The sequence below is a fragment of the Streptomyces sp. R35 genome, from assembly GCF_041053035.1.
Taxonomy (GTDB): Bacteria; Actinomycetota; Actinomycetes; order Streptomycetales; family Streptomycetaceae; genus Streptomyces; species Streptomyces lutosisoli.
In genome coordinates this window covers 129,889-144,038 of sequence record NZ_CP163440.1, presented here as the reverse complement: position 1 = coordinate 144,038, position 14,150 = coordinate 129,889, and the positions used below count along the sequence as shown (strand labels likewise).

Annotated in this window: 15 protein-coding genes and 4 pseudogenes; 11 read left to right on the top strand and 8 right to left on the bottom strand. The window is 67.6% G+C overall.

Going from position 1 to position 14,150, the window contains the following annotated elements; all coding sequences use genetic code 11:
• Positions 1-67: 67 nt before the first annotated feature.
• Positions 68-658: a hypothetical protein gene (locus AB5J50_RS00695; protein ID WP_369265755.1), complete on the bottom strand. Its 591-nt coding sequence runs from the start codon at positions 656-658 to the stop codon at positions 68-70.
• Here AB5J50_RS00695 and AB5J50_RS00690 point away from each other — a divergent pair.
• The 8 genes and pseudogenes from AB5J50_RS00690 to AB5J50_RS00655 form a co-directional block, all read left to right on the top strand.
• Positions 635-1,723, top strand: a pseudogene (locus AB5J50_RS00690) (IS256 family transposase); the annotation flags it as partial. The gene AB5J50_RS00695 and the pseudogene AB5J50_RS00690 overlap by 24 nt on opposite strands.
• A 12-nt stretch (positions 1,724-1,735) precedes the next feature.
• Positions 1,736-2,059 (top strand): hypothetical protein, encoded by a 324-nt coding sequence (locus tag AB5J50_RS00685; protein WP_369253883.1) that lies wholly within the window; start codon positions 1,736-1,738, stop codon positions 2,057-2,059.
• A gap of 37 nt (positions 2,060-2,096) precedes the next feature.
• Positions 2,097-2,282: pseudogene (locus AB5J50_RS00680) on the top strand (cupin domain-containing protein); the annotation flags it as partial.
• Positions 2,283-2,610: 328 nt separating this feature from the next.
• Entirely contained in the window at positions 2,611-2,856 is a 246-nt protein-coding gene (locus AB5J50_RS00675; protein WP_369253881.1) for a hypothetical protein, read from the top strand.
• Positions 2,853-3,428 (top strand): RNA polymerase sigma factor, encoded by a 576-nt coding sequence (locus tag AB5J50_RS00670; RefSeq protein WP_369253879.1) that lies wholly within the window; start codon positions 2,853-2,855, stop codon positions 3,426-3,428. The genes AB5J50_RS00675 and AB5J50_RS00670 overlap by 4 nt, the downstream gene beginning before the upstream one ends.
• Positions 3,425-4,549, top strand: coding sequence for a hypothetical protein (locus AB5J50_RS00665; protein ID WP_369253878.1), 1,125 nt, complete (start codon positions 3,425-3,427; stop codon positions 4,547-4,549). Before AB5J50_RS00670 ends, AB5J50_RS00665 begins: the two co-directional genes overlap by 4 nt.
• 181 nt (positions 4,550-4,730) lie before the next feature.
• Positions 4,731-5,522, top strand: a pseudogene (locus tag AB5J50_RS00660) (ETEC_3214 domain-containing protein).
• A 102-nt stretch (positions 5,523-5,624) separates the two neighbouring features.
• Positions 5,625-5,903 (top strand): hypothetical protein, encoded by a 279-nt coding sequence (locus tag AB5J50_RS00655; protein ID WP_369253876.1) that lies wholly within the window; start codon positions 5,625-5,627, stop codon positions 5,901-5,903.
• Here the strand turns inward: AB5J50_RS00655 and AB5J50_RS00650 are convergent.
• The 4 genes from AB5J50_RS00650 to AB5J50_RS00635 form a co-directional block, all read right to left on the bottom strand.
• A complete protein-coding gene (locus tag AB5J50_RS00650) occupies positions 5,867-6,553 on the bottom strand; it encodes a zeta toxin family protein (RefSeq protein ID WP_369265264.1) in 687 nt (228 codons plus the stop codon). The two genes, AB5J50_RS00655 and AB5J50_RS00650, sit on opposite strands and share 37 nt — an antisense overlap.
• 358 nt (positions 6,554-6,911) lie before the next feature.
• Positions 6,912-7,352, bottom strand: a complete 441-nt coding sequence (locus AB5J50_RS00645; protein WP_369253874.1) for a hypothetical protein — start codon at positions 7,350-7,352, stop codon at positions 6,912-6,914.
• The gene (locus tag AB5J50_RS00640) at positions 7,349-8,698 is read right to left on the bottom strand and encodes a hypothetical protein (RefSeq protein ID WP_369253872.1); all 1,350 of its coding nucleotides are present in this window, start codon (positions 8,696-8,698) and stop codon (positions 7,349-7,351) included. Before AB5J50_RS00640 ends, AB5J50_RS00645 begins: the two co-directional genes overlap by 4 nt.
• A 330-nt stretch (positions 8,699-9,028) precedes the next feature.
• Positions 9,029-9,274, bottom strand: coding sequence for a hypothetical protein (locus AB5J50_RS00635; protein WP_369253870.1), 246 nt, complete (start codon positions 9,272-9,274; stop codon positions 9,029-9,031).
• Between the two features lie 449 nt (positions 9,275-9,723).
• On the opposite strand from AB5J50_RS00635, the gene AB5J50_RS00630 reads away from it, so the two are divergent.
• Positions 9,724-10,536, top strand: a complete 813-nt coding sequence (locus AB5J50_RS00630) for a hypothetical protein (protein WP_369253868.1) — start codon at positions 9,724-9,726, stop codon at positions 10,534-10,536.
• 458 nt (positions 10,537-10,994) lie between these two features.
• On the top strand, positions 10,995-11,348 hold the full coding sequence (locus AB5J50_RS00625) for a DUF2750 domain-containing protein (protein ID WP_369253866.1): 354 nt from the start codon (positions 10,995-10,997) through the stop codon (positions 11,346-11,348).
• Here the strand turns inward: AB5J50_RS00625 and AB5J50_RS00620 are convergent.
• Positions 11,314-12,142, bottom strand: a pseudogene (locus AB5J50_RS00620) (IS5 family transposase). The gene AB5J50_RS00625 and the pseudogene AB5J50_RS00620 overlap by 35 nt on opposite strands.
• An 81-nt stretch (positions 12,143-12,223) precedes the next feature.
• Positions 12,224-12,754 (bottom strand): hypothetical protein, encoded by a 531-nt coding sequence (locus tag AB5J50_RS00615; protein WP_369253864.1) that lies wholly within the window; start codon positions 12,752-12,754, stop codon positions 12,224-12,226.
• 180 nt (positions 12,755-12,934) lie between these two features.
• Between AB5J50_RS00615 and AB5J50_RS00610 the strand changes: the two genes are divergently transcribed.
• On the top strand, positions 12,935-13,630 hold the full coding sequence (locus tag AB5J50_RS00610) for a hypothetical protein (RefSeq protein ID WP_369253862.1): 696 nt from the start codon (positions 12,935-12,937) through the stop codon (positions 13,628-13,630).
• Between the two features lie 145 nt (positions 13,631-13,775).
• Here the strand turns inward: AB5J50_RS00610 and AB5J50_RS00605 are convergent, their stop codons facing one another.
• On the bottom strand, positions 13,776-14,123 hold the full coding sequence (locus AB5J50_RS00605; RefSeq protein ID WP_369253860.1) for a DUF6193 family natural product biosynthesis protein: 348 nt from the start codon (positions 14,121-14,123) through the stop codon (positions 13,776-13,778).
• Positions 14,124-14,150 lie beyond the last annotated feature (27 nt).

Sequence of the window (14,150 nt, the reverse complement as noted above, 5' to 3'; positions counted from 1 at the left end):
GGGAGTGGTACCGGACCAAGGGCCGCCGGACTTCTGGCCTCAGAAGCCGAGTCCGGCGGCCCTCTTCTCATGCCCTCAGTGGGCCGCGGCCGGCTGCATTGCCGCGCCGGCCGGACAGGTACCGGGCGCACGCGACAGCGGTCAGCAGCAGGACGAAGACGGCGAAGCTCACCGATGCCATGCACAGGGCTGCTGCGAGACCGAACGCCACAAGCCACGTGATGACGAGCCGGCTGCCGCCCCCGGACCGGGGGACGTGTGCCGGACAGGTGAATTGATCAGATGTGGTTGAGGAGTGTGCCCAGGTCTCGCGCGAAGGGACATCGCCCACGGGAGACGGGGTGTAGTGGCCCGGGCCTGCGGGAGCCGGATACGGTCCGCTCCTGGCCAGGCAGGGGCTGAACTGGCCGGCCGCATACGGCTCCTGAGCGATGGAGCTCAGCCGCCGTCCTGGGTGTCCGTCGGCCGAGTGCTCGCGGGCGGCCCGGTGGGCGGCCCGCTCCTCCACTTCCTGGCGGATCTCCAGGTAGAGCGCCATGTTGGCGGAACGCCGTTCCTCGAGCGTGGTCGGACCGGCCGGGTACACGAACTGTTTGGCGCCCGGCGTGCGGAGGAACACCCGCACGAGCGCGCGAAGCAGCGCGTAGATCGATTCCACCCCCGGAACGTGACCACCGCGGCCGGGACGGTCGAGGTCAAGGCTCCATGCGTTAACGACAAGCGCATCGACGAGGAGACGGGCGAGCGCAAGCGGTTCTCCTCGTCGATCCTGCCGCCCTGGGCATGGAAGTCCCCGAAGGTCAGCGCGGTGTTGCCGCTTCTCTACCTGCACGGCCTGTCCAGCGGCGACTTCGTGCCCGCGCTCGAGCAGTTCCTCGGCTCCTCCGCCGGCCTTTCCCCGGCCACCGTGACCCGGCTGACCACCCAGTGGCAGGCCGACCACAAGGCGTTCGGCGAGCGCGACCTGTCCGCCACGGACTACGTCTACGTCTGGGCCGACGGCATCCACCTGCGCATACGCCTGGAAGAGGCCAAGGCCGCCGTCCTGGTTGTGATGGGCGTGCGCGCGGACGGCACCAAGGAACTGATCGCCATGGCCGACGGCTACCGGGAATTCGCGGAGTCCTGGGCGAGCCTGCTGCGGGATGCCGCCCGGCGGGGCATGCGCGCTCCCGTCCTCGCCGTCGGCGACGGCGCCCTCGGCTTCCGGAATGCGCTTCACGAGGTCTTCACCGAAACCCGCCACCAAAGGTGTTGGGTTCACAAGACGGCCAACGTCCTCGACAGCCTGCCCAAGTCGGCCCAGCCCGCGGCGAAGAAGGCCATCCAGGACATCTACAACGCCGAGGACAAGGAGCACGCGGCCAGGGCGGTCAAGGCCTTCGAGAAACAGTACAAGGCGAAGTTCCCCAAGGCCGTCAAGAAGATCACGGATGATGAGGCCGAGCTGCTGCCCTTCTACGACTTCCCCGCCAAGCACTGGATCCATCTGCGGACCACGAACCCGATCGAGTCGACCTTCGCGACCGTGCGGCTGCGGACGAAGGTCACCAAGGGTGCCGGCTCCCGCGCGGCCGCCCTGGCGATGGTGTTCAAGCTCGTCGAGTCCGCCCAGGCACGATGGCGGGTCGTCAACGCACCCCACCTCGTCGCCCTGGTGAGGGCCGGAGCCCGCTTCGAACGCGGTGAGCTCCTCGAACGCCCCGAGACGCTCGCGGCATAAGGTCAGGCCACCATGACCGACTACGACACCTACGGCACCAGCACACACACCGCGAGTGAACTGGTCCGCCTCGTCACCGGCCACCTCGATGTGGTTTTCACCGAGCGCGAAAGTGACTACCGGGGCGTCTACCACCTCGCCCAGGGCACCTACGGACGCATCGAGATCCAGCCGAACGCCATCCCCGGCGATGACGGCCAGGACGACCTCTACACTCCGGAACACCCGTCGGTCCGGGTCCTCTTGCTCACCGACACCCCGGCCCCAGAGCCCACCCTGCACACCCGCCTGGGCACCATCCAAGGTCTCGTGCACCTGAGCCGCGAATCATGGTGAGCCGCTGCTGACCCACAACTCTTGACAATTACTCGAGCCGGAGCCGCCTCCGGCCGAGCCGGTCGCCGAGCTGGTCATGCGGCCGGGCGACGTGCTGTATCTGCCGCGCGGCTGGTGGCACGCCGTTACCGCAGACCAGGGCACGCACTCCCTGCACCTGACGTGCGGCATCACCCCGCCGCACACCGGCGCCCGGCTGCTGGCCTGGCTCGCCGACGAACTCCTCGTCAGCGACACCTTCCGCGCGGACCTGCCGCTGCACGCCGACCAGGCCGAGCAGACGGCCTTCGTCGAGGTCCTCAGAAGCTGTGTCACATCCCTTTGCGCAGGTCAGAGCGATCAGGCTGGACCGTTCCGGGCATCAGGGTTCTGTCATGTCCCAGGCCGACAGAGCTTCTGAGCCGCGCATGGGGATCGGCCCGCCCGGGAGGGTCCGAAGACCGCGGTATCAATTGTCCGGCCCACGAGTTCACGATCATGAGTTCCTCGCCCCCTTAACTCTTGCCCGGCCTCAAGGACGGGTCCGTAGTACGAGCAAGGGGGGATCCCTGATGGACCCGACCACGGCCGTCATCGTCTCGACCGTCATCGCCAAGGCCTGCACGCTGTTGGCACTCTGGATCCGCCTGCGCTGGCGGGCACGCCGTGAACAGCAGCGGCAGCGATACCTTCTCCAGGTCACCGAGACGGTGGCCCCGGACGGCCAGGTGGAGCTCGATGACCGGGACGGCGAGGGCAACCACCTGCACGTGAAGATCACCCGCACTCCGGTTCCAGGAGAGGACCAGGCCGCGTGAGCGAACATGACCCGGCGGACAGCGCCGACCGCCCTGTGACCGCGCCCGCACCCCCTGGCCCGCCCGGCCAGCGCCACGGCGCCCGGCAGCAGACGGACCAGGAGTTCTCCGCCTTCTATCGCGAGAACATCCGCCCCCTGACCGGCTTCCTGATCAACCACGGCGCCGCCGTTCAAGTGGCCGCGGACATTGCCCAGGAGGTCATGACCGATGCCTACCGCAACTGGGGGCGCATCACCTATCCGAAGGCCTGGGTCCACAAAGCCGCCTCACGCGCACTCGTGCGCAAAGTCGCCTCCGTCGAAGAACCCGTCGGCGACGTCCCCGAGCCCACCTCCCTGGTACCCCGCCCCGACGCCATCGCGGAATGGGAGGCCCAGCACGACGCGCTACCCCTGCTACGCAGTCTGCCGATGAAGCAGCGCCAGGCCATGGCCTGGACACTGGCAGGCTTCACCCCCACCGACATCGCCGACCACCTCGGCCTGCCGGCCGAGAACGTACGCGCCAACCTGAAAAAAGCCCGCCGCGCCGCAGCCGCCTACCTCAAGGCACGGGAGGGGGAACAGTGACCCGCCACTTCGGACCCAACGACCACGATCAGGCCGCGCATCACTGGCTCACCCAGCATCAGCACGCCTTGACCCACGCCCTCGACGACCTCCTCGATACCGAAGCAGGCCTGCGCGAAATCCTCCTTCACTCCCACCACGACACTGCCACAGACAACCTCGACACCGTCCTCGACACCGAAGCAGGCCTTGCCGCCATCCTCCCCGCCCCCCCAACCCCACCGGCTGACACACACGACACGCCGCCCCACCACACCGACACAACGGAACTCCTCCGCGCGCTCAGCCCCGCAGACCGAATGACCCTGCGCAACGACCCCAACGTCAAAACAGCCAGCCAAGCCCTCGCCCGCGACCTCGGCCTCGCCCTCGCCGTCGGCCTCGACTTCGCCCGCGACCGCGCCCGCGAACTCGCCCGCGACCGCGCCCGCGACCTCGCCCGCGACCTCGCCCGCGACCTCGCCGACGCCCTCGCCGTCGGCCTCGGCCGCGCCCTCGGCCGCGCCCGCGACCTCGCCCTCGACCTCGACCGCGCCCGCGACCTCGCCCTCGCCGTCGGCCTCGCCCGCGACCGCGCCAGCGACCTCGCCAGCGAACTCGCCCGCGACCTCGCCCGCGCCCGTGACCTCGCCCGCGAACTCGCCCGCGAAATCGCCGACGCCCGCGCCCTCGACCTCGCCCGCGCCAGCGACCTCGCCCTCGACCTCAGCCTCGGCCTCGGCCTCGCCCGCGTCCTCGACCTCGCCCGCGTCCTCGACTTCGTCCTCGCCCTCGACCTCGGCCTCGACCGCGACCTCGGCCTCGACCTCGACCGCATTGTCGAAATTCGTACCGCCGAGGTTGGCCGGGCCATCGGCCTGGCACTCCACCGGGAGCCCCTCGTGCTCGACAAGGATTCGCTGCACGCGCTCCTGAACGATTTCACCGCCACCGACCTGAGTAACGCTGACCTGACCGGCATTGACCTCAGCGGTGTCCACTGGTCTGAACACACCACGCAGTGGCCGCCGGCCATCGACGTCGAAGACCTCAAGACCCGCTCGGACGAAACCCCGCCCGGCAGCGGTACCTGGATCGTCCGGTCCGGCACCGCGACCATCCGCGACCTCGCCGAACGGTGAGACGTACTGGAAGCTGGCGGCGCCCGGGGGAGGGAGTTCACGGATGGCTTCAGCCCCGTTGGCATGGCCTTCGTGCCAGGCCGGGTATCTCGTTCACCGAGACGTCGTCACGACGCTCTCCCGAACGGCACTGCCGGCGCCGTACCCAGCCTGATCGCTTTGACCTGTCGCCGGCTGGACCCTGACCAAAACACTGACCGAAGGGTGGCGCCGCACCATCGGACGCCGGCGCTATGTCACCACCCGACTCCGCAAGATCTCCCCGGGTGTCCGGCACGACTATGTCGCGTCCCTGCTCGGTGAGCCGAGGTGGCAGTCGACGATGCGCTACACGCGGCTCCCCTCAATCGAGGCCCCTGAGGCCGATGCCGGGGAGTGGAAGGTCGGGCTCACCGTCCGGACCTGGCTCCTGTCGAAACTCTGCTACCTGGTCACCTGGTGTGAGGACGATGCCGTAGTGATGTACGGGATCACCACGACCAGCTGGTGGTTCAGGCCCTGGGTACGGATCCATGAGGCGCGGATCCGGCTGGGCAAGAGCACCTTCGCGGATCTCGCTGATCGCGACGACCATCAGGCCTGGCTTGGCAACCGCCGCTTCGGGTAGTTCGAGACGCACTACTTCGGCAACGTCGGCGGATACCGCTCGTGGTACGTCGGCGTCAACGACTCCGGATACAACGCCTTCCCCGTCGCCGACGACTGGTTCGACGACGCGGACGAACTCGGAGGCCGGCTCCTGCCCGAGCTCCGCGAGACCTATCGTGCGAGCGCGCCAATCAACACGGTCGTCGTCAGCGGCTACGCCCTGTACGAGGAAGTCCTGGATGGCAGCTTCTTCGGCATCTCCCTGGGCGCCGACCAGGACCTGGTCCGGCTGGCCGATCCCGAGTACCGCGTGCTCGACAGCCGAATCGGTCGCGCGCACCGGCGGATCCGGGCATGGCGCGGGGACCGGCGATACCGCCGCTAAGAGAAGAGACAGCAGGCCCGGCAGGGCTAGCGACCGTGGTGGGTGAGGGCTCTCGGACGGAGGGGACAATGACCGCCCAATCAAGATCAAAAGGAGTTTGCCATGCCCGGTACACCAGATGAGCCCGACTTCTCCGGCCTGGGCGGGGGCGAGGATCAGCAGGCTGACGACATCGTGCGGGAGGTGGTGGGCTGGTACAACGCTGAGATCATTGCGGAACGTCGGGCACCGGTGCCCGACGATGAACGGATCGAGGAGCTGAAGGCCGGCCGTGAGGCCGCTCTCGCTGACCAGACACAGCTGGCGACCGCCGATTTGGAGGAGGCGGCCCGGATCGCCGCCGTCTACGCGGCCCGGCTGAGAGAGCTCAAGGAGTCGTAGCCGGAAGTCTGCCACCGTACGGGCAGGGGCCAGACGGGTGGGTGCGGCCGGTCGATGCGGGCCGGCTGCATGTGAGGCGGCATCAGGGGCCGGGCGAGCGCGGCAATGTCGTCCAGTTCGCCGCGGTGGCGGGGCAGCGCCCGGCGCAGCGCGTGGTGGAGCTGGAGGAATGCCATGGCCTCCTCCTCGGTGTACGGGCGGAGCCGTTCCGCGGCGAGCGCCCACGATGCCCGGCCGGAGCCGTCGGCTTCGTGGCGCACCAGGGCCTGCCCGTCACGGCGCATCACGGTGATGGCCGCGATCTGCGGGTGCCGCTCGGCAACGGCGACGGTATCGGCGAGCGCCCTGAAGCAGGTGTCGTGCCCGGAGCGCGTGGTGAACCGGCCAGTACCGCCGATCTGCAGCGCCCGGGCGTAACGCAGCGCGGTGGCGAGACGGCTGTCGGCTGCGCGTACGGCCAGGACGACGAGCTCCACTGGATAGCCGTCGGCCGCGAAGGGCAGTGCGCTGTCGAGGAACTCCTCCACGCTGCCGGGAGCGGCCTCGATCAGGACGCCGCGGCGACGGCGTACGTACTCCTCGGCCCGGGAGAACCATGCGCGGTAGTCGGTGCGGATCGCCGCCCCGGCGCTGCGAGGAGCGTTGCGCAGCAGCTGGAAGTAGTCGGGGTGCGAGGCCCTTGAAGTCGTCGCCGACCAGTCGTGTCGTGCCGGCCCTCATCGCACGCCGGACCATCCTGGCGGCCAGCAGCTTGCCCGCCCCGGGCTGGCCCAGGACATACACGGCGCGCGGGTCGTCCCGGGCCGTGACGCCTGCCAGGACCGTCGGGGTGATCAGCTCGTCGAAGATCCACCGGTGCTCATCCGCCGACAGCCGGTGATAGGCGACCCCGGGCGGCGCCGCGGTGGGCTGGGCGGTGCGGGCTGGTACTGGCGGCCTGCGCGGGCATCGGACGTGAAGAGTGATCCCGCACGTGGTAGAAACCTCTGCTCACCTGGGCCGATGAGGCTACTCAACGGTGGATTGCGGGGGATTCGGAAGCTGGTATTCGGCGGCGACGTCCGCGTGCTTCATGATGACGTCCCGCACCATGGCCGCTAGGTCGGGATGCCGATCGAAGCCATCCAGCAGGTATTTGAGCTGTTGCTCCTGGCGGCGGGTTTCCAGCCAGCGCTCCACCGAGCGCCCGATCATGACCACCGTCGTGGCCAGCCCGGTGGCCAGCACCAGACTGATCGTGACCGGCTCGAACGCCACCCCGGCGGCCGGGCCGAAGGAGCGTTCCACGTCGATCTCGTCAAGCCTGTCGTCGTCAAGTGCATCGAGGATGAAGGCCGCCAGATCCTCGGTCTCCGCGCCCGCCGAGAGCGTGATCCGCAACTGCTCAGCCGGTGTGGTCCGGGGCATGCTGCGGGCGGGTGTTTCTTGTTCTTCGGGCCTGTCGGTCATTGTCGTGTCCCCCTTACTCGTCGTGCACCCTCCCGGGCGAGCGCTACGTTTTCCGGGAATTTGCAGTCATGCCAATCCGCCGGTACGGCTGGGTAGGAGTTGCAGAAGTTGTGTTCCCATTCGGGGCACCGCCGGTGCGGGCAGAGCCGGTGATCGGGATCGAAATGGGCGCCGCTCGCCCGTCTGACAGCCGAGTAGGTGGTCAGGAACATCAGCCGAATCTGGAAGTCCTCAGTCGCTGTGCTGGTGCCCCCGCCGCCGATAGTGATCACTCTGTCGATGTCCTCGTCCGACCGGCGGTGGAACCGGACCGCGGTGAAGGGCACGATGGTCTTCAAGGCCATGTCCAAGGAGTCCCTCGGTGCGTATCCGGGCGCGTCAAGGAGTACGTCTGCAGCGCTCTCGCGGGCCAGTTCCTCCCATCGCAGCGCGGGTGCTGTGAGGAATGGGTGCTCCACCGGATTGCCGTTCAGGGTCGCATGCAGCCAGTTGTCGAGGTGAATTCGGTGGAAGGGGCTCCCCAGCAACCTGGCGTCCTCGGAGCTTGACTCGTAGGAGAGTTCGTCCCGCAGCCATGCGGTCAGGTGCGACCAGCGTTCAAGCGGTGCTTCCCGGATGGCGCCCTCTCCAGTTCGCATACGCCCGAGCAGGACTCTCATCCTCACCAGTTCTTCGGCAAAGGCCCGCACCGGGTCCGAGGTGTGAAAGGCCGAGTTGATCAGCGGGATCGTGCCGGTGAGCGCGAGATCAATGGGCAGGACCCGGCAGGCCAGATCGAACGCCTCACGGTAGACGGGGTGTCTCTTCGCCCAGCGGCGGAACGCCTGCACATCGTCCGGACGCGCCCCGGAGCAGGCTTGGAACTCGGCGATGGATGCGGCGCTCTCCAGCAGGTCCACGGGGCTCAACGTCGCCGAGTCAGCCCAGTCCGCCGCGTTCGCCGAGGAAGCGCCTTCGGACTGATCCCAAGGGCCGACGGAGAGTTGGTCCTCCCCGAGCCGTACCGTGACCTTCAGGTCGAGGCGGTGGAGGTCGGGGACGAGGAAATCCCAGTCGTGCAGGTCCTCCCAGGTGGCGTCGGCGTTGGCGAAGGCATGGATGGCAGCCCGCGCGGCGAGGTTGGCATAGCGGTAGAGGAAGGGGAGCCGCAGGCCTTGCCAGAAGTGGTAGGTCTCGTGGAAGAAGACTTTGGGACTGGCCTGTGTTTGGAGTTCAGCCGCGGCACGAAGGGCCGAGACGTCCTTTCGATCGGCGAGGAGAGCGTCCACGCCAGGTGCTCGGTCCTCAAAGCGCACATGCATGAAACGGGTAAACATGCACAGGTCGACATGTGAACGGATGCGCATGGCTCTCCCTTTGGGATGCCACTGCAGCAGTGGTGCCCCCTGCTCCATGATGCTCGCAATCGGGACCGTCAGCCAGGGACGACGGCGCCGGAAGGCGGAGGGTGCTGCGGGCCTATCGAACAGCTTGAACGCCGGCACGACGCCGAACGCCCGGCGGCAGTCGCCACCGGGCGTGCCAGGGCACTGGGGTCAGGCCGAGGCGGCGGACAGGCCACCGCGACCGAGAGCGGCGTGATCAGCTGTCCGTTGTCCGCGTGACCTACCTCTATTCCCCGTAGCTTCCCCTCCGATCGGGCACGGCTGGGGCACGACGGCGTTCCTGCGGCACCTTCACCTGTGCCGACCGGCACCCCTCCGAGCTCCGGCAGTGCTTCCTGGTGCCAGTCGATCGGTTTCGCCTCGGGCAACGCAGATCATGACATAGATGGTTCTGGCGGCGTGTCCCATCAAGGCGATACCGAAGACCAGGAACAACCGACCGCGCGTTGCGCCGAGGTAGGTGAACACACTGGCGGCTGCCACACCAAGCAGAAGGTTCGCGATCAGCAAGGGCCAGCCGGAGTCGGTCTTCGCCATGTTGAACCGCTCCCACGTGGAGCGGGGCGTCGATTTCGGGTAAGGGCTGATCCGCTGCTCGAAGGTGCCCCTGTCGGACCGCGTTAGCATGCCGCCCATCCAACAGGCTGGGTGATCCCTTTACAAGATCTTGCAGCCAACCGCCCACCAGCCCCATCGAGGGCATGCGCGCCAAGCTCAAGCGCCTCGTCGGCCGCGGCATCCTCACCAAGACCGAACCGGGCTTGTTCGCCCAGACGCGCCCGTAACCCGCCGCCGAGGCAGGCGACCAGCCGACCTCACCCAACCCCAACGGCTAAACGGACATCAAGTCTCAAAAAGCCCTCTCAAAGTCCGTGGCCAAATCTCACGGCCGATGGCCATGCCGTGTCGGCCGCAGGGCCGCGAACAGAGAGCACCCGCCGCGTGTCCGTAGTCCCCAGCAGCGTCCGCGGGACCACCATGACCATGTGCTCGCCTCGCTGCTGCCCGGCCTCCGGCAACTCCGCACCCCACTGGCGACCGGATACCTCTACGCGCTGTCCCTCTATCTGCTGCTTCGCGACAGCATCCCGACGACAGCCAAAGACGAGGGGCACCTGAAGCCGCTCTACGACGTGATGCCCTGGCTCGGGAAGCTGGCGGCTCTCGCGGTCGGCGCCTTCCTCGCCTACCTCATGGGAAGCGTGCTGGAGGTTCGTGCCGCAACCCTTAGCCGTTGGTTCCGGATCGTCATCACCCTCTCTCGGAGACCGCTGCCGGATCCATGGGATGAAGCGGATGAGGGCAGGTTTCGCTGGGGCAGCATCGATACAGGCGAGCTGACCAAGCCGGCTGCGAAGAAGCTTACGAAGTACAGCTGGGACAGACTCAGCCGCAGGGTGCACCCAACAAGAAGGTCTCCCGGCACTGCTGACAAGGCCATGCATCAACTAGTTGAGGACCTGCCGCAGCTGAGCACGCGTCTGTACACCGCGAACAAGGACATGTACGGGGACTACGACCGGCTGACGGCCGAAGCCGATCTCAAGGTGAACGTGGGCCTGGCAGGCATCTTCCTGAGCTGTGTGATGACCGCCCAAGTGCACTGGTTGTGGGTACTCCTGTGGATCCCCATGGCGCTCCTCGGACTGCGGGGTCTCTCCACGCTCCGTCGGGCCAACGACCTACTGGTGCAAGCGATCGTCACCGACCTTGTGAAGTCACTCGCGTTCGAGGAATTCATCGACGATCTTGGCCCCAGCACGGGCGACCCTGACTCGTCCGATCCCGGCTATCGGTAGCTCCCGCGCGACACCGCACTTCGCGGTCGTCGACCGCGATCACGAACTCGCCTTCAACCGCGTGCGCGACTACGCCGACACCACCGGCGGACTCGTCGCCGACATGCGGGTCGTCGTCCCTGGCATGGACGCGCGCTCACCCAACTGCTCTGATCGCCCGGTGGACTGGCCTTTGCCTCCTTGGGGTACGGCCGAGATGCGCGCCAAAGGGGCAATGAGATGATCTTGAAGCCCTGGGCACCCGCCCCCGTCACCCGTTCGGCTCAGTGTCGTTGGTGGTGATGTTGAGCGTCGTCTGGGGCCTGGGGTGGGTTGTGACATCGATCGAGAGGACCGCGTATCCGCGGTTCAAGCGGCTGATCACCGCGCACGAGCTGCATCTGTTCTTCTCGCCGAGCCGTGATGAGCTTAAGAACTCCTAACGAAATGAGTGTTGGAGAACGGTAGGCTCGGTGGCCATGAGTCAGAGCGGTTCGCAAGCGGCGGCATTCTTCCGAGACGTCCGCCAAAGCAGCGTGGTCTGGCTTGTCCGGGATGACGACGGAAGCCCGACTCACCTCTCTGCGGACGGCACGCGAAGTCTTCCCTTCTGGTCGACCTCGCCCCGCGCCCAGAGGGCAGCAAAGATCTGGGGGCATGAGCTCCGCGTTGAGTCCATGCCCTTGGACACCTGGTGCGATCGCGTACTGCCCGATGCCGCCCGGGATGGACTCGTGATCGGCATCAACTGGAGCGGGCCGCGCCTGGTCGGCTGGAGCTTCACCCCCAACGAAGTTCTTAACCGGCTATCGGCGGCTCACACAATGACCTGAGTTGTCTGTGGGTGATCAGGCAGCAGGCGAGCTTGAGGAAGGCTTCGTGGATGTCGGCTCGTCTTTCCCAGCGGATGCGGAGCCGGCGGAAGCCATGTAGCCAGGCGATGGTTCGCTCGACCACCCACCGGTAGGTGCCCAGGCCGGTCCCGTGCAGGGTTCCGCGTCGGGCGATGGCGGGAACGATGCCGCGGGCGCGGACCTGGTCACGGTAGACGTCGTGGTCGTAGCCGCGGTCGGCGAACAGGGAGTCGGGCCTGCGGCGGGGATGTCCGACCCTGCCGCGCACCGGCGGGACGGCGTCGAGCAGCGGCAGGAGCTGAGTGACGTCGTTGCGGTTGCCGCCGGTCAGCAGGACGGCGAGCGGGGTGCCGTGGCGTCGGTGATCACGTGGTGTTTCGACCCGGCCCGCCCTCGGTCGACCGGCGACGGCCCCGTGTGGAGCCCCCTTTTAAGGCCCGAACGTGGGAGGAGTCGACCACGCACCTCGACCAGTCCAGTCGCGCGGCCGCGTTCAGTTCGGCCAGGAGCACTTCGTGCAGCCGCTGCCACACGCCCGCCTCGTTCCAGTCGCGGAGCCGGCGCCAGCACGTCATCCCCGAGCCGAACCCGAGTTCCTGAGGGAGGTGTTCCCACTGGATGCCGGTGTGCAGGACGTACAAGATCCCGCAGAAGACCTCCCGGTCCGGCAACGGCTTCCGCCCCGGATACCTGAACCGCCTCGGCCGCTTCGGTAGCAGCGGCTCCAAGCTGTCCCACAACTCATCCGGCACGATCCAAGGCGACGCCCCCATACCGGGCTGAACGCTCAATTCCCCCCATGGGCACGGCCAGCAGGACCGAACCAGCTCATTGTGTTAGCCGCTGTAAGGGGCCTAGCCCGGCCGGACACCGTCGAAGGTCTGCATAGCCTGCTCCACTTGCGCCAGGAAGAGCGTTGCGGACTCCTCCCACGCCTGGTTGGCGGTGGCGTGTGCAATGGCGCGCTGGTCTGCTGGCGGGTTCGCTGGATCACGCCAGACGGCCACAGCGTCGTACAGAGCTGCGCGCATCGCAAGCCCATTCCGGGCGACGCGCGGCGGGCCCACGACCGCGACCGTGCGGCCGGCCCGGTCGACCTCCCTGAGCGCGGCGTTCACCGCGCGCCAGGCCGCGTGTTGCTCGTCAGGCGGCGCCGGGGTGATCGTGTGGCCGATGACGGTGTTCAGCTCGTCCTGCAGGGCGTCGCCCGTACTGAGCAGGGCCGCATACGCCTCTTGGCGGCGTTCCCGGAGCCAATGGTCGAACCCCTGCTCTGCCTGTTCGCGGACCTGGCGGACCATGGCCCGTCCGGTCGCCCATGCGGCCAGAGCGGCTCCGCCTGCCCCCGATGCCCCGGCGATGACCGCGGCCCATCCTGCGTCCATGGGCCAGTCTTACAGCACGCCGTGCAGCCCTCGGTGGGTAGGCCCTGCGGGTAGGGGTGCCGGGCGCTGACCCACGGGGCCGAACCTACGGGTGCCAACTGCAACCACAGATCTCCGAGTCCTGTCTCCATCCTCATGACAGCGAACCGAAGGCCGCGACCAACCCCGAATGATCGGGAGTTGCGACTGTGGAAGGTCGGCCGAGCCTTGACGGTCACCTTCGCCGCTGCGGTCGTGGTCGCGGGCGGCGTCTTCTACGGCTTGGTGGTCCTCCTGGACTTCCAGGAGATCGAGAACTCCGCCAAGCTCGACGCGAAGACACTCTTCGATTTGGTGAAACTCTCCTTTGGAGTGGTCGCCGGGGCAGGCGCGCTCGTCGCCCTCGTCGTCGCCTACCGCCGTCAGCGCGTCGATGAAGCCGGCGCCCACCGCGAGGCCACCCGGCTCCACACCGAGCGCTTCTCCCAGGCCGTCGACAAACTCGGCTCGGCCTCCCCGGCCGTCAGGCTCGGTGGCGTCCACGCCCTAGCCGGCCTTGCCGACGACGCCCCCGACGACAGCCTGCGTCAGACCTGTATCGACGTTCTGTGCGCCTACCTCCAGCTTCCCTTCACACCCGACCCCGGAAGCGACCCCGCCCACCAGGAGGAACATCACCGCTACCTGGCCTTTCGCAAGGTCCGCCACACGATCCTGCGCCTCATTGGAGACCACTACCGACGCCCTCGGGGCACCCATCGCTCCTGGCAGGGCTGCGATCTCGACCTCACCGGCGTCACCATCGACTGCAGCGTGGACTTCGGCGACGCGGTGTTCTCCGGCGGCGAGATGCTCTTCGGCGACGCGGTGTTCTCCGGCGGCGCCGTTGCAGGCTGAGTCCGGCTGTCACGGCGTCGAGGTCTCGAAGTAGGTGGAGTGCGAAGCCGGTGAGGCCGGGCAGTTGGCTTGAGTCGACGGCGTCTATCCAGGTGGGGAGCGTGGCGCCCTGGGGGCGAACCATCCGCCCCAGCTCCGGCACACCTCATCTTGCATGTTGTTCCTCGATCCGCTTGGCCGCGAATTCCACGGCTTCGGCGGGATCAGTGGTCTGGAAAAGGACTGTGCCTTCCGAATGGGGCCAGGCCAGCACCGTGTAGACGCCGTCCATCGCCGCGATGGCGGGAAGTGTGTCTGTGGAGTCCTCGAAATTGTCGGCGTCGGTCACTGTCAGCGACCACATGGAGATAACGGGGTACAGGGATCGGAAGGTCGGATTCTGGTGAGCTGCCGGAAGCAAGGAGGCCAAGCTCTCGGTGAAACGACTGTCCAGCGCCTGCGGCAACGCGTACCTCTGGAGCAGAACTTGCCACTCTTCACCGCGTGTTCGCATGCGTTCCCCTCGGTCACCGTAGCCGTT

Excerpts from the sequence above, each read along its gene's own strand:
- AB5J50_RS00685 (WP_369253883.1), top strand. The coding sequence starts at position 1,736 with ATGACCGACTACGACACCTACGGCACCAGCACACACACCGCGAGTGAA.
- AB5J50_RS00675 (WP_369253881.1), top strand. The coding sequence starts at position 2,611 with ATGGACCCGACCACGGCCGTCATCGTCTCGACCGTCATCGCCAAGGCC.
- AB5J50_RS00655 (WP_369253876.1), top strand. The coding sequence starts at position 5,625 with ATGCCCGGTACACCAGATGAGCCCGACTTCTCCGGCCTGGGCGGGGGC.
- AB5J50_RS00645 (WP_369253874.1), bottom strand. The coding sequence starts at position 7,352 with ATGACCGACAGGCCCGAAGAACAAGAAACACCCGCCCGCAGCATGCCC.
- AB5J50_RS00640 (WP_369253872.1), bottom strand. The coding sequence starts at position 8,698 with ATGCGCATCCGTTCACATGTCGACCTGTGCATGTTTACCCGTTTCATG.
- AB5J50_RS00635 (WP_369253870.1), bottom strand. The coding sequence starts at position 9,274 with ATGGCGAAGACCGACTCCGGCTGGCCCTTGCTGATCGCGAACCTTCTG.
- AB5J50_RS00625 (WP_369253866.1), top strand. The coding sequence starts at position 10,995 with ATGAGTCAGAGCGGTTCGCAAGCGGCGGCATTCTTCCGAGACGTCCGC.
- AB5J50_RS00615 (WP_369253864.1), bottom strand. The coding sequence starts at position 12,754 with ATGGACGCAGGATGGGCCGCGGTCATCGCCGGGGCATCGGGGGCAGGC.
- AB5J50_RS00605 (WP_369253860.1), bottom strand. The coding sequence starts at position 14,123 with ATGCGAACACGCGGTGAAGAGTGGCAAGTTCTGCTCCAGAGGTACGCG.